Origin of the sequence: Streptomyces sp. STR69 (genome assembly GCF_024519455.1) — a bacterium.
In the GTDB taxonomy this organism is placed as follows: Bacteria; Actinomycetota; Actinomycetes; order Streptomycetales; family Streptomycetaceae; genus Streptomyces.
Genome location: NZ_JALJRY010000037.1, coordinates 23752 through 42555 on the forward strand (window position 1 = coordinate 23752; position 18804 = coordinate 42555).

Consider the following 18804-nt stretch of genomic DNA (forward strand, 5'->3'; position numbering starts at 1 on the left):
GCTCCTGGTCCGTCATGATGCGCCTCATGGTGCACAGTGAAATCGGCTCCGAGCTGGTCAGACTGGCTAGCCGTGTAGCCGACACTGCTCGGCGCGAGCGTGAAGCCGGGCCCGCGGAAAAGGCAACCCGCGTACGGGTTGCCGCGAACACACGTGACGAGGCCATCCAGTATCTGGCGCAGGCGTGCGCGACGCTTGAAGAGTGGCCGTCGCCCGCGTGTGTGGGCGCTGAGGCGGCAGACGCCGTGATGACCATCTTCAAGGCCAGTCAGGCACAGCACATGCGAGTCCTGCTGCCCCTACTGGACGACGCTGCCAAGAAGAACCGGATCTCCAAGGTCTGTGTGGCCGAGGCCACTGATGCACTATGCGCCGCCGAGCAGCGCCCCCAGGTATACGGCACCATCCTCGACTACCCGGTCGCCGATGCTGCTCGACTGGACACGCTGCGGGCCCAGGTCGGGCTTCCTCTGCTCAACCCCACCGTGAAGCAAGCGAGTGTGCCTCCTCCAGCACCGGCTCTTTCCCTCAAACAGTTCCCCGACGGTTTCGACGTCCTGAAGGGCTTGCTAACCGATCTGCCCGCCGTCTCCGCCCTGCCCCGAGTGGTGCGTCCTACGGTGGGAAGCGGTGAGCCTTGGGGCTGCGCGTACTGCTGCGGCAAGGCGGATCCAGGCTCAACCGAGCTGGATATCAAGGGACGCGTCTGGAGGATCTGCCCGCTGTGCGAGAAAACGGAGGACACTCCACAAGGCCGCTTGATGGACGTCCTGCTCGCCGTCGGCAACGTCAGCGAGGCGACAGCTCGAGCAACGATGGGGGTGGCTCGCGACCAAAGCTGGCGCGTGCCGTTGCGCTACGAGGACTCCAGGGCACGCCCCAATCACCGGCCTCAGCCCCGATGGGCGAACGTCCCAGCTGTAGCCATCGCCAAGCTCGTGGCCTACGCCGAGCAATACCGCAGCCACCCACACGAAACGGCCACTCCACCCGCACCCACGCAGCGGGTGCGGGCAGACAACCCCACGCCACCGCGTCGGAACACCCAGCCGCTTCCAAGTCCCCACAGCGCCGCTGCAACCACGCCGGGGGCTACGGTCCCATCTCCTGTGGTCTGGGACGGGTCCACGTGGCGTTCGTCCCTCCTCAAGAGCAAGCGCGCGATCGACACGCTGACCTGGCCTCCCAGTACGCCTCTGACCCGGCTTCAGGTCTCACAAGCCCTTCAGATCGGCGAGGGCAATCTCGACCGAAACGGCATGGAGATCCACACAGTCGCGGCCCTACTTCGGGTGTTCGCTGACCCGCCACAGTGGCTGAGAGACTTCCATGACGCGCGTGCCCGAGAACGTGCTGCCAACTACGTCTGGCAGACAGGACAGCCGACCGAGCCAATCACGGCCTCCCCGCCCAACACTGCTTGGGAAGCCGACCCTTCGCCTTCGCCGGGCGACGTCCCGGCCCCACGAGACGCGCGCCGCATGCCCCTGCTGCCCCACCCGGAGGTGCTGATTTCGGCAAGGGCGGCACAAGCAATGACGCAGCCAGCCACAACGCCGTTGCGACCTGGCGTTGCGGCCAAGCTGCTGCAGATCGCGTTCACCACGATGCAGAAGAACAACCTCACGGTGCCGACGATCGGCCACCTCACTGCCGTGCTCCACGATCCGCCACCCTGGCTACTCGTCTGCCACCGCAAGCTTGCGGCCGCCAACCGCATCGCCAACGCTGTCCGCTCGTGACGACCAAGCGCGGCGCCTCCGAGCCGCCTCTACGGCGCCGACATCCTTCCGCCCAGTGGGCGGAAGGACTCCTGCGCTTGCAACACACACGCTGTGGAGCCAGAGAGAGGGAAGCTGTCGCGAAATGCCCGTGAAGGACGAACTGGCCCGACGCCGCAGCGAGAAGCCAATCGGCCCCCTTGAGCTGCTGGGTCTTCCCTGGTCAGACCGCTAAGTCTTCGTGATCCAAGCACGGGCGTCCAGCAGCACGTTCACCGGGCACCCAGCTGCCGCCTTCCTCTATCCGGGGGAACCTACGCGCTGTGGTGAAAGGATGGCGCCATGGTGCTTCAGGTGGGGGTCAAAGCGCTCCAGAGGAGACGAGATCAGCTGCGCGACTCAGCGGAGTCAGTTGACTCGAACAGCACGCTCGGAGACGTGGCCACGGTCTGCCTCCTCCTGTTTTACGCCGCTGAGTGCGGGCTCAAGGAGCGGCTGCTCGTGCGGCACGGGCACCGCGACTCTTCGGCCTTGGAGCCCACCCACGACCTTCGCAAACTCGCCAAGGAGCTGCGTTTGCCTCGGGCCATGGGTGCGCGCCTCGACCGGCTTCAGAGCTGCAGAATGCACCCGCCCACGCGTGGCTCCGTCGCTCTGGCCGATCTACATCAGGCGTGGCGCTATGGTGCAAAGCTTGACTCAGCAGATGAAAAGGAAGCCCAGGAAGCGCTTCGCGCTCTGATCAGCTGGTGCGAGCAGGACTAGGGGTAGGAGTACAAGGCCGTGGCCGAACTAACTGATCTGGAGGGGCTGGCTCCCCCCGAGCATCTGTTCACATGGGTGGACGTAGAAGACCACCTGGCTCTCCTAGCGGCAGCGGGCCGGTGGCCTCGTTGGCTGCGAGCGGCGGATGGCTGGTGGGACGGCCTCGAGTTCACCGTTGTCTCCGGTACGGATGCCGAAGAAGTGAAGCAATGGTTGGACGAGGCTTTCGGAGCTGGTTCGGCCGAGTGGCTCGACGGCACGCTCGTGCTGGGGCTCGACGATCCACGGTCAACTGAGTTTGCTGGCCTGCCCGTCACCCTCAGTCCCGAACCGGAGAACGTGATCCAGCCGCGCCGTGTCCCGCTGCTACGCGAGAAGCACATCACTCCGCAGCTGGCGGACCCACTGGAACGGCCCGTCACCGAGTCCTTTGCCGACGACGTACAGCTGGTGGCGTTCCATTCTTTCAAGGGCGGAGTGGGGCGTACGGTTCACGCGGTCGCCATGGCTGACGCCGTGGCCCAGCGCGGCGGCAGCGTTCTGCTGATCGACGCCGATCTTGAGGCGCCCGGAATCACATGGATGCACCGAGCCCAAGGGGGGCAACTCGACTTCTGTTACGAGGACTTGCTCGCCCTGCTGCAAGGAGGCAAGGACGGCAGCTGGTCGACGGCCGTAGACATCGCCGCCGCGTATCTGCCAAATCAGCAGGTCGGACGGTACACCAGCGGGGGGCGCGTGACCGTGATCCCCGCCAGTCGCCGGCCACTGCTTGGCCCACCCCGGATCGACCCAGCAGATCTACTAACGCCGGGCCGCTCCCCGTATTTCCTGACTGAAGCACTCGTGGCACTCGCCGCCCGCATCGGTGCAGACACCGTCATCGTGGACCTGCGCGCAGGAGCAACCGAGTTGTCCGCCCCTGTGCTGCTCGACCCCCGTGTCCAGCGTGTTTTCGTCACCACCTTGAGCCATCAGTCACTCGCTGGAACCGAAAGACTGCTGCGGCAGCTGGGACACCGGGCGCCAACGGTGCAGGGTGTCGACCCGGCGAGCTCTGTGATCATCACTCAGTATCGGCAGGACGTACACGAGGACCAGGCGGAACGCGCACGTAGTGAACTGGGCAGTGCGCTGTTCGCGTCACTCAGACGGCCCGACGATGAGCCGGATACAGATGCTCACGACACTGGCGAAGTAGACACTGACCTCCTTTCTCAGCCTCTGCTCAGCCCGTTTCGCGAAGAGCTGCTCGCTCTCCCCTCTTCCTGGGACGCCGTGATGCGAGTGCTAGAGAGCTGCAAAGTTGCCGAAGTTCTAGAGCCGATCATGCCCAGTCTGGATCCTCCGACTGCGTCCGGTTCAAGGGAGCTGTTGGACGCCGTCGACCTGACCACGCTGCGCAGCCGACTAGCGGAAACGGCTCAGCGGTACGTCTACGCCGAGCGAGAAGGCATGTCGTCGGCCAGTGGCTTCCTGGTGACCGATCCGCTACGCAGGCTGCTGGGAGACCACCGTACAGAGCCGCCCCAGGCGCTCGTGGTGGGTGCCAAGGGCGCAGGCAAAACCTTCATGTACGCGAAGGCATGTGCAGCCCAGTCCTGGGACAAGTTTGCCGCGCAGTCCGGCATCAACGACGTTCAACTGGGCGTGCCCGTGGTTCCGGTGCTCGAGTCGGACAACCTGGAGTATGACGACCTCACGACTCAGGACTTGCGGGACGCGTTCGTGACGGGGCACGGCGGGGAGTCGGGCCAGGCTGGCACCTCTCAGGAAATCAAGGACCGGCTGAAAATTGGACTCACGACGCTCGATGCGCAGGACGAACTCCAATGGCGGCATTTGTGGCTTGAGTGCCTGGCTATTGCGGCAGGTGTACGGCCGTCGGACAGTAGCGGCGCGGAAGCCGCTCTGACCGAGCTTGGCAAGCGAGCGCGGGCGGTGTTCGTCATCGACGGGCTCGAGGATCTGCTGCAGTCACTCGACAACGAGTCCAAGCGAACGGCACTGCGCGTGCTGCTGATCGACGTGCTCGCCTGGCTGCGCGCGCTGCGGGGGCGCCCTCTTGGGCTGGTGGTCTTCGTCCGTCAGGATCTAGTGACACGGGCAGTGCGCCAAAACAGCGGGCAGCTACTGGCCCGGTACGAGCCCTATGCACTGCGCTGGGACAAGGAAGAGGCACTGCGGCTCGCGCTGTGGGTCACCGCTCACGCTGGCGCGCTGCCTACGCCCTTGGCCGAATCCCAGATTACCGAATTGTCCTACGACGAGCTGGTGGAAACCCTCATCCCCGTATGGGGCTGGAAGATGGGGACGGAAAAGTCCAAGGAAGCACGTTCACACCTCTGGGTGCCCGCGGCTCTCGGAGACTTCAATGACCAGGTGCAGGCCAGGGACGTCGTCATGTTTCTGTCCGAGGCGGCGCAGTTGTCGATTCATCAGACGGCCTGGGAGGACCGCGTGTTGGTGCCTGGGGCCATGCGCAAGGCACTACTCGCATGCAGTACGAACAAGATCGACTCCATTCAGCAGGAGAACCAGGAAGTCGGCGAGCTGTTGAGCCGACTACAGCAGGTACGTCAGCCAGTGACGGTGCCCTTCGACCTGGAGGAGGTGGGAATCTCAGTGCAAGAGGCGGACTTCCTCGCGGACTCTGGGGTTTTCGCTCGAGGCAACGATGGTCGCTACTGGGTGGCTGAGATCTACCGCCACGGCCTGGGATACGGAAGTGAGCGCAGAGCCAAAGTGCTGTGGCGACGATGACAGCAGCGACCGAAGATGGGCTGGCCTGCGGAACGGATGCAGCACACATGAGGTCGGGAAACTCCGCGAACACGTGAGAACTACGGAGGGGATTTTTCCAGGCCAGACACCACACAGTCAACGTTTCAGCAGGTCACGGCCCCGCCTAGGGAAAACTCCTAAGGCGGGTGTAGCACGCAGAACCTCCGCCGAGGCACTTGAGGAAGGCTCGCGGAGGAGGATTCGGCGCCTCCACCAAATCAGCTCAGCCACTCGACTCCCGCGCCCAGTCGCCGAGTGAGCGGCCCAGGGCACATCCAGGGCACATGAGCCTGGGAAACGGCGTAGAACAGTGAGAACTACGGAGAGGAGTTCTCCCAGCTCAACGCACATTTCCCTGCGAAACACCAGGTCAGCCCCCTCCCGCTCCCATTCGCTGCACGAGTGGCAGGACTTCAGCCACCGGCTGCATGAGGCGGGGCATCAGCCTTATTGCTTGGTGTGGCCCTGAGGGCACATTGGTTTCGCTGGGGGCACTGATGTGCCCTGGGCGGCGCCGTTCTGCGCACGTACGTGATCAGGCGGAGGGCCTCTGGTCCTCGACGAGTTGCTGGATCGCGGAGAGGATTCCCTCTACGGCGGTGGGCTCGGAGGCGAGGGCGGTCAGGGAGACGGACGGCCAGCCGTTGTAGCCCTTCGCCGGCAGCGCCTGCAGCTTCTCCGCCAGGCCGGGGAGAGTCGGCAGGGAAGCCGCGAACGCCGCTGCCCGCTCGTGGCCGAGGTGATAGGTGATCGAGCCGAAGGCGAAGGAGAGGTCGTCCTTCGCCGGGTCCTCGCGCAGGGAGAGCGTCGCGACCGGCACGTCCCGGCCGGAGACGCGGTAGTAGATGCGCATGCTCCGGTACTTGGCCGTACCGCACTCCAACCGCCCCTCGGCCGCCGCGTGATCGAGCAGGGTCGTCGCGGTCCGCCGTACGTCCGGGTCGGGGCGCGAGGCGATCGCCTCGTCCATGTCGGCGCGGGTGGTCCGCTGCGTGGTGCGGTGGCCCGAGGGGGACTTCGCCGCGGTGGCGACCTCGCCGTGCACGCGGGGAACGAGGACGCGGAGGTCGCCGGCGCCGCGGTACTGGGTCAGCTCGACCGCGTACACGTCGGTCTGCCGCAGTTGGCGGTTCAGGAACTCGACGATCGCCCGCAGCTCCAGCGGAATCTGGTCGGCGACGAACAGCAGCCGCATCTGCCCGGCGGCCAGCCGCTCCTCGACCGTCGTCCAGAACTCCTCCGCGGACCGGTCGTCCTGGTCACCGAGGAGTTCCCCGTACGCCTCCTCCAGCGACCGGCCGTCCTTGGCGCAGGTGTCCTCGAAGGAACGCCGTAGCAGTACGGCCGGCCAGTAACGGGCGGCGTTCGCCGCGTAGTCGAGCATCTGGCCGACGACCTCACGCCGGATGCGGGTGTCCGTGGCCCGCTTGACCTCGACCAGCGTCGGCACGCCGTCGGCGTCGACGAAGAGGTGGTCCAGCCAGTACGCCGGCGCACTGTCCGTGCTCGTCGGCACCCCCATCTCCCGGGCCACCAGCACCAGCCGCAGCGGTCGGCCATCGGCCAGCGAGCCGAAGTCCAGCACCCGTGGATGACGCGCGAGCAGCTCCTGGAACTCCGCCTCGGTCTCGAACTCGGCCCGCTCCAGGGCCTGCAGTTCCTCGCCCAGAACGAACACCGGCTGGTTTGTCATGTGCTCCCGCCCCCGTGATCCGGCTTCCACGATCCTTGATCGTCTTCTACGCCGGTTGATACAGGACGTTACCGACAACGGCGCCCTGTCTCCCGCCACTTGTCCTGCCTGGTCCTGCCTCACTCTTGCCGGCCGGCGTATCAGGCGCCGCTGCTCCTGCCCTGCCATTCGCGCGGGGACATCCCGTACGCCGCCCGGAACACCCGGCTGAAGTGCGCGGGGTTGGCGAAGCCCCAGCGGTGCGCGACGGCGGTCACGGTCGGGCTCATGCGGCCGGGACGGCTCAGCTCGCGCCGGCATTCCTCCAGGCGGCGGTGCTGGATCCAGCGGCTGACGGTGGGGCCTTCGTCCTGGAAGAGGCGGTGCAGGTAGCGGACGGAGATGCGGTGGGCGGCGGCGATCGATTCCGGCGAGAGGTCGGGATCGGCGAGGTGGTGGTCGATGAAGGCCCGGATCCGTACCAGCAGCGCGCGGTGGGCGGCGTCCGTACCGGCGGTGTCCCGGCCGAGGTGCTCGGCGATGAGGGTGGTGAGCAGGTCCACGGTGTTGCGCGCGAGCATTTCGCCGACCGGGGGGCGGCAGGAAGTGGCTCCGGCGGCGAGACCGGCCAGGAAGGGGGCCACCAGGGCGGCCGGTCCCTCGTCGCCGCGGAGGGTGATGCCGGTGATACGCCGCAGGTCGGACTCCCGGAGCCCGAGCGCCTGTCGCGGCAACTGGAAGACCTTCATCTGGAAGCGGTCGGGGAAGCTCAGCGTGTACGGCCGGGTCGTGTCGTAGAAAGCGAAGTCGCCCGGCCGCAGGAACGCGTCCCGGCCGTCCTGGGTGATGACGGCGGGGCCGTACCCCTGCAGGCCGATGAGTATGTACTCGGCGCTGTCCCGGGCGATCAGCCGCGGAGTACGGAAGACCCGCTCCGGGTCGGCGTCCACGGTGGAGATCTGGAGGTGGCCGAGGCGGTCGGTCCTGACCGCTCCGGAGAAGGGCGCGTCCGCGGAGTTCTTCGGGGTGGAGACGTCCAGGGGCACGAACGTGCGCCAGACGGCATCGTGCCAGTAGGCCCGCCGCTCGCCTGCGGGCACGGAGTCCGTGGAAAGGACAAGGCTCACGGCGCCTCCACCGGATGACCGACGTGCTCGTCCTATATAGCCTCGCCCAGCGCTTCTCCGAGGTCACGTGCGCGTATCGGTTTTGTGACCCACCGGCCCCGCGGCCCACGCACTCGCGGACCCGCAGACCCGCGGACCCGCGAGTTCCCTCTCGGGCAAGTTCCAGTGCGCTGGCGGTCAAGCCGCGCCCGCCGGGCGGCCCACGCTTCGAGGCACGGACAGTTCGTCGAAGGAGCGCGCCATGCCGAGAACGGCCCCACCGGGGCACACCCCTCGTTTCACCGCCTACAGTGCCCGGTTCCCGGCGGGCACGGACGCCTTCGTCTTCGCGCAGTACGGCTGCCAGGCGCCGTCCCGGGAGGAAGCCGAGCGGGCCGCGGCGGGCCTCGCCGAACTCTTCACTGGGCCGGACGGACCGGACCTGGTCGACCGCGGATCGTTCTACGACACCGCCGGAGCGCACAACGTGGCGCTGCTGGCGTACTGGTACGACCCGAGCCGCCACCGGCGCTGGCGGGAGTCGGAAGCCGTCCGCGCCGCCTGGGACGGCCTCCCCGCGCAGGGGCCGGTCGGGCACTGGCGCGAGGAGTCGGTCATCCCCGTCGAGCGGAACGAAACGCTGCACACCCATCGCCGTGAGGACTACGCGACGAGCGGTCTTTCACAGTCCGGCGCCCTCGAACTCCCCAAGACCCAGGTGCACGACTACTGGGGCGCCGCCCGTGACCGCATCGCGGCGTCGGCCACCGAGGCGCTGGAGCCCGAGCTGCCGGCCTTCGAACCGCAGGATCCCGGGACCCAGGAGACTCGTGGCCGCCGCGTCGGCGTCGACGTACCCGGAAACGTGGCGCTGATCCGCACCGCGCAGGACTGGTCCGCCAGCACCCTCTACCGCGAGACGTACCTGGCCGACGTCAAACCGGTCAAGGATCGGGGCGTCGACTTCCTGGCGGAGAACGCCGGGTCCGGCTGTATCGCCGCCCGCAACCTCACCGAGGAGGCCGCCGACGGCGCGCCGCTCGACCGCGCCTGCACCATCGCCTGGTTCGCCTCGCTCGAACACCTGATGACCTGGTGCCGGTCGCACCGTACGCACCTGGACATCTACGCCAGCTTCTTCCGGATGGTCGGCGGCGGCGAGGGCCCGCTGGACGTCGCCTTCTGGCACGAGGTCTCCGTACTGCCGAGCGGCTCGGTGACCGCCGAGTACGTCAACTGCGATCCGCGCACCGGCTTCCTGCCGCTCGCCACCCGCTCCACCACCCCAACCACCTGAGAGCAGACGGGAATTCACCATGGTCGAGTACACGGGTGCCTTCAAGGCAGCCGCCGTCCAGGCCGAGCCGGTATGGCTCGACGCCGACGCCACGATCGACAAGAGCATCGGCCTGATCGAGGAGGCCGCCCGCGCGGGGGCACAGCTCATCGCCTTCCCCGAGACCTTCGTTCCCGGCTACCCCTGGTGGCTGTGGCTGGACTCCCCGGCTGCCGGCATGCAGTTCGTCGGGCGCTACCACGAGAACTCACTGACCCTGGACGGCCCGCGCTTCCAGCGGCTGGTCGACGCCGCACGCGCGAACTCCATCGCGGTGGCCCTGGGATTCAGCGAACGCGGCGGCGGCAGCCTGTACATGGGCCAGGCGGTCATCTCCGCCGACGGCAAGCTCGTCGGCGCCCGTCGCAAGCTCAAGCCCACCCACGTGGAACGCACCATGTTCGGGGAGGGCGACGGCTCCGACCTGGTGGTCCACGACACCGAACTCGGCCGCGTCGGTGCCCTGTGCTGCTGGGAACACCTCCAACCGCTCACCAAATACGCCATGTTCAGCCAGCATGAGCAGGTGCACGTGGCCGCCTGGCCCAGCTTCTCGGTGTACAAGGGGGCGGCCTACGCGCTCGGCCCGGAGGTCAACACCGCCGCCTCCCAGATCTACGCCGCGGAGGGTCAGGTCTTCGTACTCGCCCCGTGCGCCGTGGTCGGCGAGGCAGCCGTCGAGCTGTTCTGCGACACCCCCGTCAAGCAGCAACTGCTCCAGCGCGGGGGCGGCTTCGCCCGGATCTACGGCCCCGACGGCCGCCCGCTGGCCGACCCGCTGCCCGAGGACGCCGAGGGCATCCTGTACGCCGACATCGACCTGACCGCGATCCCGTTCGCCAAGGCCGCCGCCGACCCGGTCGGGCACTACGCCCGCCCCGACGTCACCCGGCTCCTCCTCAACCGCACCGAACGACGCCCAGTGGAGTACGCCACCCACGCCGCCCTGCCGGCCGAGCACTTCGACGATGCCGAGGCGATCGTCACGGAGCGGGAGCGGGAGCGGGAGCGGGAGTCGGAGGCGACAGCGGTCGGCTGACGCCCCGCGCCACCGCGCGGAACCGACGGCGCGTACGCCCTCGTCTCACGCTGCTCTGCGGTTGCCCACCCGCAGACCCCGGCTCAGTGCGTCGAGGGCAAGTACCCGACCCCGAAACGGAACTCCCGCCGCCGACCGGGCTCCAGTGACAGAGCGCCGGCATGTTCCGGACGGTTGTAGGCGTCCGTGGGTACCTCGACGGGCTCCAGCGCGATGGACGCGCGCCGGTCGCGGGCCAGGGTGTCGCCGGTGAACACGTGCAGGTAGCCGCCGTGCTGCCACACCCGTAGTTCGGCTCCGGTCGCGGGGTCGCTCAGTACCGTCTCGCTCCGGCCGTCCGGTCCGGGGGCCAGGTCTGCGAAGCAGGCGTCGATGACTGCGTCGCCGAGCCTCCTGGGGGTGCGGAAGTCCATGTCGGGGCAGCGGTCCAGGGGCAGCACGGCGTCCTTTCCGTGCAGGGGGATGAGGGAGGCGTCGGTGCGGATCAGGGTGTGGGCGGGGATCTGCAGCACGAGGTCGTCGATGGGGCGGGGGCGGGAGAGGCTGAAGTAGGGGTGCCAGCCCGCCGCGTAGGGAGCGGTGGTCTCCCCTACGTTCGTCGCCCTGATCTCGATGCCCAGCTCGCGGCGGCCGATCGTGTACTCCACGTCGAGGTCCAGCGCGAACGGGTAGCCGGAGTACCGGCCCGGTCGGATGGTCGTGCTGCGCAGCAGCAGCCGGGCCGAGTCGGGCGTCATGGTGGCCGCGGTGAGCCGGAACGGCGCTTCGCGCGCGAAACCGTGGTAGATCGTGCGGTCCCCGACGTGGCCTGGCAGCAGGTCGTGGTCCCGGCCGCCGTGGTGGTAGCGGCCGTCGGCGACGCGGTTGGGGAACGGGGCGAGCAGGCCCGCCCGTACGCCGTCCTGCGACAGGAGTTCGGCCTCGTCGCGGTAGCCGTCCGTCAGTTCCGTCAGTTCCGTGAGCTGTCCGGCCACTCCGCTGCCGACCTGCCAGCTCAGCAGCGTCGCCCCGCGCAGTGCGAGGACGGCGCGCACGGCACCGTCCGGCGCGCAGACGGTCACGGTGGGTTCGTCGCCGATGCGGCCCTCGGCGATCCGGAACGTGTCCGCCGTACCGCCACCGCCCCTACCCCTGCCCGTTACCCGGCTTCCGGAACGAGCCTCCTCGTCCCCGCCATGGCCCGTCACCCGGCTTCCGGTACGAGCTTCTTCGCCCCCGTCATGATGGCCACCGCGTCCTCCATGGAGTGCGACTGCGGGGTGATGACCCCGGCACAGCCGCCGAGGCGCTGGATGTGGATGCGGTCGGCGACGTCGAAGACGTTGGGCATGTTGTGGCTGATCAGGATGATGCCGAGGCCCTGGTCGCGCAGGTCGCGGACCAGCTTGAGCACCTGGCCGGTCTCGCGGACGCCCAGCGCGGCGGTGGGTTCGTCGAGGATGACGACCCGGCCGCCGAAGGCGCCCGCCCGGGCGACGGCCACCGACTGGCGCTGGCCGCCGGAGAGCGTCTCCACGGCCTGGTTGATGTTCTGCAGGGTGCTGATGCCCAGCCGCTTGATGTGTTCGGCCGCCTGACGTTTCATCTCGCCGGTGTCGAGCATGCGGAACACCGAGCCGAGCACACCCTTGCGGCGGATCTCGCGGGCGAGGAACAGGTTGCTGGCGATGTCCAGCGCCGGGGCCACGGCGAGGGTCTGGTAGACCGTCTCGATGCCGGCCTCGCGGGCGTCCTGGGGCCGTTTGAAGTTCACCTCTGAGCCGTCGACCAGGATGCTGCCCCGGTCGGGGACGAGCGCGCCGGAGAGGCACTTGATCAGGGTGGACTTGCCGGCGCCGTTGTCGCCGATGACGGCGAGGACCTCGCCGGGATAGAGGGTGAGGTCGACGTCGTTCAGGCCGACGACCCGGCCGAAGACCTTGACCAGGCCCTTGGCTTCGAGAACGGGGGCGGTGCTGGTCGTCACGACTTCACACTCCGGATCCACTGGTCGACGGAGACAGCCGCGATCACCAGCACGCCGACTGTCAGGACTTGGTAGTTGGGGTCGATCCCGGCCAGCGCCAGACCGTTGACGAAGACCTGGACGATGAGCGCGCCGATCAACGAGCCGAGCACCACGCCGCGTCCGCCGAACAGGCTGGTGCCGCCGATGACGACGGCGGTGATGGACTGCAGGTTGGCGTTGAGACCGCTGTTCGGGTCGCCGCCGCCGACCCGGCCGACCAGGATCCAGGCGCCCACCGCGATGGCGAACCCACCGACCACGTACGCGCTCAGCAGCACCCGGTTGACGGAGATGCCGGCCAGGCGGGCGGCCTCGATGTCGTCGCCGACGGCGTACAGGTGTCGGCCCCAGGCGGTGTAGCGCAGCGCGTAGCCGACCACCGCGTACAGGGCGATCATGAGTAGGACGCCGGTGGTCAGGTTCAGTTGACCGATGGAGACCGTGTCCGCGCTCCACATGAGGATGTTGCCGGGCTCCAGGGAGACGGTCTGGCCCTTGGCGTAGATGAGCGTGATCGCGGTGAAGATGCTGAGGGTGCCGAGCGTGACGATGAACGGCGGCAGCTTGATCCTGGTGACCAGCAGCCCGTTGACGGCCTGCGCGGCGATCGCGACGGCCGCTCCCGCGAGCAGGGCCAGCACACCCGGCACGCCGTTGTCCGCGACGAGCTTCGACATCAACAGCGAGGCCAGCACCATGACCGCGCCGATGGACAGGTCGATGCCGGCCGTGAGGATGATGACGGTCTGGCCGACGGCCAACGAGCCGATGACGGCCACCTGTTGGGCGACGAGCGACAGGTTCTGCAGCGCGTAGAAGCGGTCGTTGACGAGGGAGAACACGATGGCGGCGAGCACCAGGACGATCGCCGGGCTGAGTGCAGGCTGACGGTGCAGCACCGACTGGATGCGCTGGGCCGGCGTGGCGGGCCGGTTGAGGAAGTCCTCCGCCGGCGCCGGTGTCGCTTCACTGTCCACGTGGGTGGTCACAGGGGGTCCTTCCGGTTCTGTCCCTTGTGCGGGCCTTCGTAGGAGGTGTGGTGCGGGTGGGCCACCGGTACGGCACCGGCGGCCCACCCGGCCGACCGGGTCAGCTGCCCCAGCAGGCGGAAGCGGCCTGCGACGGGGACTGGACCGTCAGACCCCCGATGGCCTTGGCGGCGACCAGCGCGGTGCCGGTGTCGTAGAACGACTTGCCGTTGGTGACGCTGGGCTTGCTGCCACCGCGGGCCAGCTTCGCGATGGAGCTGACGCCGAGGGCCGCCATCTTGCCCGGGTACTGCACGGCGTCGGCGGCGAACTCGCCACTGGTGACGTTCTTCAGGCCCGAGCAGCTGCCGTCGATCGCGTAGATCGCGACGCTCTTCTCCTTGTTCGCCGCCTTCAGCGCGTTGTACGCGCCCTCGCCCGCCGGCTCGTTGATCGCGTAGACGACGTTGATGTCCGGGTTGGCCGACAGGCAGTTCTCCATCGCGGTGCGTCCGCCGTCGATGGCGCCCTGGGTGGGCTGGTGGCAGGCGACCGTGTACGTGCCGCCCTTGCCTCCGGTGTACTTCCCGGTCTTGGCCTCCTTGCCGTTCTCGGTCTTGCTGCCCGGGTCGATGCCCATGCCCTCCAGGAAGCCGTGGTCGCGGTCGATGTCCACCGAGACGACCTGGTTGTTGAACAGGTCGAGCATGGCGATGACGGCCGGCTTGCCGTCCAGGGCCGCCGCGGCGTACTGACCGTCGAGCTTGCCCGCCTGCTCGTTGTCGGTCGCGTAGGTGATGTCCGCGACGCTCGCCGGGTTCGGTGCGGTGTCCAGGGCGATCACGAAGAGGCCGGCCTGCTTGGCGCGCTTCAGCGCGGTGTTCACCGCGTCGCCGTTGGTGGTGATCAGGATGCCCTTGTCGCCGCGCGAGACGGCGTTGTCGATGGCGGTGATCTGGGTCTGGGTGTCGCCGTCCGACGTTCCCGCCGCCACGGTGAGGCTCACCTTGTCCTTGGCGGCCTGCGTCTTGGCGTCCTTCTCCATGCTCACGAAGTACGGGTTGCTCAGCGTCTTCAGGATCAGTGACACGCCCACCTTCCCGCTGCCGGACGACGAGGAGCCTGAGTCGGAGGAGCCGCAGGCGGCGAGGGTGGCGCCGAGGCAGATGGTGACGCCGACGGCTGCCGCCCGGGTGCGCCGACTGCGGAGGCCCGACGCCTGGCTGGAGGAGAGGTTCATGACGTGATCCCTTTCGAGCCGTCCCTTGGTCGACGCTGAGACAACGTTGACTCGACGGGATAGTGGGCCCGTATGGACGAGTGCGTCAAGACACTGGTAAACATGCGTCGGCAACAAGTCGGTAACGCGCAATCAGTTGGAGACAACGATGACTCAGGGCGAGCCGCCGTCGCCGTCCCCCCGCAGCCGCCCCACCATGCGCGAGGTGGCGGCACTGGCAGGCGTCGCCATCAAGACGGTCTCCCGCGTGGTCAACGAGGTGCCCACCGTTGATCCGGCCATCGCCGCCCGGGTGCGTGACGCGGCCGACAAACTGGGCTACCGGCCGAACCTGACCGCCAGCAGCCTGCGCCGCGGGGACGGTCGTACGGCCACGATCGGGATGCTCGTCGAGGACTCGGCGAACCCGTTCTCGGCGGCGCTGAGCCGCACCGTCGAGAACGTGGCACGCGAGCGCGGAGTGCTCGTGCTGGTCGGAAGCCTCGACGAGGACCCGGCCCGGGAACGGGAGTTGGCCCGTGCCCTCATCGACCGGCGGGTCGACGGCCTGGTGATCGTGCCGGCCGGCCGCGACCACAGCTATCTGATCAGCGAGCAGCGATCGGGCACCTGCATGGTCTTCGCCGACCGCGAGCCCAGCCTGCTCGACGCGGACACCGTCGTCTCCGACAACCGGCAGGGTGCCGTCAGCGCCGTCAACCACCTGCTGAAGGGCGGCCACCGCCGCATCGCCTACCTCGGCGACCGCGCGACCATCTCCACCGCCGCCCAGCGTTTCGACGGCTACCGGCACGCCCTGGAGGTCGGGCACATCGAGTACGACGACGAGATCGTCCGGCACACCGGGGCCAGCGAGGAATCCGCGATCGCCGCGACCCGGCGGCTCCTGGCGCTGCCGAACCCGCCCACCGCGCTGTTCACCAGCCAGAACTTCGTCACCATAGGGGCCGTGCGAGCCCTGCGCGCACTCGGTCTGCAGGACACCGTCGCCCACGTGGGCTTCGACGACTTCCCCCTGGCCGACCTCCTCAGCCCGGGGATCTCCGTCATCGCCCAGGACGTCGAGCAGTTGGGCAGGACGGCCGCCGAGATGCTCTTCCGCAGACTGGACGGCGACCGGTCACCCACCCGCGCCGTCACCATTCCGACCCGGCTGATCGAGCGGGGATCCGGCGAGATCAGGGCCGACGGACCCCACCACGGCTGAACCTCCGCCCACGACGGGACAGCCTTCGGGTCGGGAACGTGCACGCCCCCTCACCACGCATCCCGAGTTCGACCGGTCCCACGCGTGCCATGGTCGACGCCGATGACGCACTGCGGGAGTACGCGCGGACGAACGGCTCCGAGCCCGGGGCGGACGGGCGCGTCCAGGTCGGGTACGTCCAGGTCGGGTACGTCCACGCGACGATCCGGTTCGAGTCCCCACTGCGCCCCGGTCACTTGGCCTCGGACCCGGCCCCGTCACCGGATCGGCGAGCAGGCTCGGGTACCGCACTCGCCACGGAGTCGGTGGCCGCCCCGGGCCGCAGGGCGAACGTCAGCGCAGCCGCCCCCAGGAGCGCGGCGAGCATGATCCAGACGGTGCCGACGTGCATGGCGTGCAGGAACGCGTCGTCGGCGGCATCGGCGAGAGCGGGCCGGTGGATCGCGGTGGCGGTGTGCCTGGCCTGTTCGGCGGAGATCCGTGCCCGGTCCCCTACCGGGTCGGGGACATCGCTCAGCGCGGGTTCGATCGCGCGCCGGTAGACGATCGACATGATCGTGCCGCCGACCGCGATCCCGAGCACGCTGCCGGTCTGCCGCACGGTGTTGGTGACGGCCGACCCGGCCCCGGCCCGTTCCAACGGCAGGGAGCCGATCAGCAGCGCCGTCACCGGGCCGATCACCATGCCGATGGCGAGCCCCTGCACCAGCAGCAGGATCTCGATCCGGACGAGCGGGGTGTCCAGTCCGAGGAACCCGTACGCGCCCATGGTCAGCGCCGCCACGGCGAGCGACGGCGGGGCGACGGCCAGGAGCGAGGTGCGGCGGACCAGCCGCGCACCGAGGGGCGCTCCGGCGATCGCGCCGACCGCGGTCGGAAGACCGGCCAGGCCCGCTTCCGTCGGCGAGAAGCCACGCGCGCCCTGCAGGTAGAACGCGTTGTAGAAGGTGACGGCGGCCACGGCGAAGAGCAGCAGCCCGAGGGCCGCGTTGCCGCCGCCGAAGGTGCGGCGGGCGAGCAGCCGGGGATCGAAGCCGGGCACCTCGGCGCGCAGTTCGACGAGGACGAAGGCGGCCAGCAGGACCAGCCCGACGGCGATCGGGGCCCAGACGTCCGTACGGCTCCACGCGATCACCTGTCCGGCACGGATCAGCCCGTAGGACAAGGCCGCGAGTCCGCTGATCGACAGCAGCATTCCGGCCGGGTCCAGCGGGCGCCGGACGGGGCTGCGGAAATTCGGGACCACGACGGCTGTGCCGGCCAATGCGACCGCCACGACCGGGACATTGACCAGAAAGACCGAGCCCCACCAGAAATGGTCGAGAAGTACGCCGGCCAGCACCGGGCCCACCGCCATTCCGGCACCGGCGGACGTCGAGAAAACGGCGATCGCGGTCGACCGCGCGGGGCCGGTGAAGGTCCACATGAGAATGGCCAGGTCGGCGGGCATGATCAGCGCGCTGCCCACCCCCATCGCGGCCCGTGCGGCGATCAGTCGGCCCGCGTCGCCCGCGTACGCCGCCCACAGCGAAGCCCCGGCGAAGACCACGAGTCCGACGGTGAGCACGGCCCGGTGGCCGAAGCGGTCGCCCAGTGCACCGGCGGTGAACATCAAGGTGGCGAAGGCCAGGGTGTACGCGCCCGTGGCCCACTGGAGTTCGGCCGGACCGGCGTCCAGTCCGCGGACCGGGTCGGCGAGGGTCTCCAGGGCGGTGCTCAGGACGGTGTTGTCCAGCCAGATCAGCAGCGAGCACAGCATGAGAACGGCGAGGATCATCCGCTGTCTCGACCTGGGCAATGTCACAGGTGTGGTCGGGGACGTGGACGTGGTCATGAATTGACCCACCTCGGGTGCGATCGATAAAGAGCCGACGCCTGGACCGTAGGGAATTAAAACACCCCTGTCAATTCCCATTTCCCGTGAACAGGCGTATCCCCGGGGCGAGTTACCGAGGCCACACCGGAGCCCCTCTGTCAATTAATTCACGAGAAATCGCAGCCGGTTTGAATAATTCACCGAGGACATATCGCAAGCCTATTTGTCAATTCCCGATCCGCCGGAGTCGTCGCCCGGACGACAGCGGGCGTGTCAGGATGATGATCTGACAGCCACTCACCAAGACGGAGCCTGGCCTCATGACCTCTCCCAGCGGGGACGGCAGTGGCGCCCAGCCACTGATCATCGACACCAGCAAGCCCCACCCGGCGCGGATGTACGACTACTTCCTCGGGGGGAAGGACAACTACCCGGTCGACCGGGACGCCGCCGAGCAGTTCATCAAGGCCGCGCCCGAGGTGCGCGAGGGCGTCCGGGCCAACCGGCGCTTCATGCACCGGGCCGTCCGGCATGTCGTGGAAGAGGGCGGGGTGCGGCAGATCCTCGACATCGGGACCGGGCTGCCGACCGAACCCAACGTGCACCAGATCGCGCACGCCATCGCCCCGGACACCCGGATCGTCTACGTCGACAACGACCCGATCGTCAGCACCCACTCGATGGCCCTCATGGAGGACACCGACACCTCCGTCATCCTGGCCGACCTGCGCGATCCCCGCGCCATCCTCGACCACCCCGAGGTCCGCAAGGCGATCGACTTCGACCAGCCGGTGGCCGTACTGCTGGTGGCGGTCGTGCACTTCCTCGCCGACGACGGGGACCCGTACGGCATCGTCGCCACCCTGCGCGACGCGCTGCCGGCCGGTTCCTACCTCGTCCTCTCCCACGCCACCGGTGACGTCCACGAGGACCAGCGCGAGGAGGCGGCGTCCGTCTACAACCGGGCCACTGCCACCCTCAACCTCCGCACCCACGCCCAAGTCCTGGACTTCTTCGGCGACTTCACCCTCGTGGACCCGGGCCTGGTCCGCGTCACCCACTGGCGCCCCGAGCAGACACCGAACCCGGACGCCCCGCTCATCGGCATCTATGGCGGGGTGGCCCGCAAGGAGAGCTAGGGA

At 68.5% G+C, this 18804-nt stretch carries 14 protein-coding genes; 7 read left to right on the forward strand and 7 right to left on the reverse strand.

The features are described 5' to 3' along the window. The first annotated feature begins 26 nt into the window (after positions 1–26). The 3 genes from OC490_RS42780 to OC490_RS42790 all read left to right on the forward strand — a co-directional run bounded on the left by OC490_RS42780 (position 27) and on the right by OC490_RS42790 (position 5249). Entirely contained in the window at positions 27–1742 is a 1716-nt protein-coding gene (locus tag OC490_RS42780; RefSeq protein WP_262063459.1) for a hypothetical protein, read from the forward strand. Positions 1743–2063: 321 nt separating this feature from the next. After that, positions 2064–2486, forward strand: a complete 423-nt coding sequence (locus OC490_RS42785) for a hypothetical protein (RefSeq protein ID WP_262063460.1) — start codon at positions 2064–2066, stop codon at positions 2484–2486. A gap of 18 nt (positions 2487–2504) precedes the next feature. Beyond that, entirely contained in the window at positions 2505–5249 is a 2745-nt protein-coding gene (locus OC490_RS42790; protein ID WP_262063461.1) for a KGGVGR-motif variant AAA ATPase, read from the forward strand. Between the two features lie 556 nt (positions 5250–5805). On the opposite strand, the gene OC490_RS42795 is transcribed toward OC490_RS42790, so the two are convergent. Continuing rightward, positions 5806–6963, reverse strand: coding sequence for a hypothetical protein (locus OC490_RS42795; RefSeq protein WP_262063462.1), 1158 nt, complete (start codon positions 6961–6963; stop codon positions 5806–5808). 140 nt (positions 6964–7103) lie between these two features. Beyond that, positions 7104–8069, reverse strand: coding sequence for a helix-turn-helix domain-containing protein (locus OC490_RS42800; RefSeq protein ID WP_262063463.1), 966 nt, complete (start codon positions 8067–8069; stop codon positions 7104–7106). A 241-nt stretch (positions 8070–8310) separates the two neighbouring features. Here OC490_RS42800 and OC490_RS42805 point away from each other — a divergent pair, with 241 nt between their 5' ends. Both OC490_RS42805 and OC490_RS42810 read left to right on the forward strand, forming a co-directional pair. After that, the gene (locus tag OC490_RS42805) at positions 8311–9345 is read left to right on the forward strand and encodes a phenylacetaldoxime dehydratase family protein (protein ID WP_262063464.1); all 1035 of its coding nucleotides are present in this window, start codon (positions 8311–8313) and stop codon (positions 9343–9345) included. A 19-nt stretch (positions 9346–9364) separates the two neighbouring features. Further along, positions 9365–10423, forward strand: a complete 1059-nt coding sequence (locus OC490_RS42810; RefSeq protein ID WP_262063465.1) for a carbon-nitrogen hydrolase family protein — start codon at positions 9365–9367, stop codon at positions 10421–10423. An 83-nt stretch (positions 10424–10506) separates the two neighbouring features. On the opposite strand, the gene OC490_RS42815 is transcribed toward OC490_RS42810, so the two are convergent. From OC490_RS42815 to OC490_RS42830, 4 genes are all read right to left on the reverse strand, one after another. Further along, positions 10507–11610 (reverse strand): aldose 1-epimerase, encoded by a 1104-nt coding sequence (locus OC490_RS42815; protein ID WP_262063466.1) that lies wholly within the window; start codon positions 11608–11610, stop codon positions 10507–10509. Next, positions 11607–12389: an ATP-binding cassette domain-containing protein gene (locus OC490_RS42820; RefSeq protein ID WP_262063467.1), complete on the reverse strand. Its 783-nt coding sequence runs from the start codon at positions 12387–12389 to the stop codon at positions 11607–11609. Before OC490_RS42820 ends, OC490_RS42815 begins: the two co-directional genes overlap by 4 nt. Further along, positions 12386–13420 (reverse strand): ABC transporter permease, encoded by a 1035-nt coding sequence (locus OC490_RS42825; protein WP_262063468.1) that lies wholly within the window; start codon positions 13418–13420, stop codon positions 12386–12388. Before OC490_RS42825 ends, OC490_RS42820 begins: the two co-directional genes overlap by 4 nt. Positions 13421–13520: 100 nt before the next feature. Then, complete coding sequence (locus tag OC490_RS42830) at positions 13521–14639, reverse strand: substrate-binding domain-containing protein (RefSeq protein WP_262063469.1); 1119 nt, start codon at positions 14637–14639, stop codon at positions 13521–13523. A 148-nt stretch (positions 14640–14787) separates the two neighbouring features. On the opposite strand from OC490_RS42830, the gene OC490_RS42835 reads away from it, so the two are divergent. Next, positions 14788–15846 (forward strand): LacI family DNA-binding transcriptional regulator, encoded by a 1059-nt coding sequence (locus tag OC490_RS42835; protein ID WP_262063470.1) that lies wholly within the window; start codon positions 14788–14790, stop codon positions 15844–15846. 232 nt (positions 15847–16078) lie between these two features. On the opposite strand, the gene OC490_RS42840 is transcribed toward OC490_RS42835, so the two are convergent. After that, positions 16079–17680 carry an MFS transporter gene (locus OC490_RS42840; protein ID WP_262063471.1) on the reverse strand — a complete coding sequence of 534 codons (1602 nt, stop codon included), beginning with the start codon at positions 17678–17680 and terminating at the stop codon, positions 16079–16081. A gap of 302 nt (positions 17681–17982) precedes the next feature. Between OC490_RS42840 and OC490_RS42845 the strand changes: the two genes are divergently transcribed. After that, positions 17983–18801, forward strand: a complete 819-nt coding sequence (locus tag OC490_RS42845) for an SAM-dependent methyltransferase (RefSeq protein ID WP_262063472.1) — start codon at positions 17983–17985, stop codon at positions 18799–18801. Positions 18802–18804: the final 3 nt, after the last annotated feature.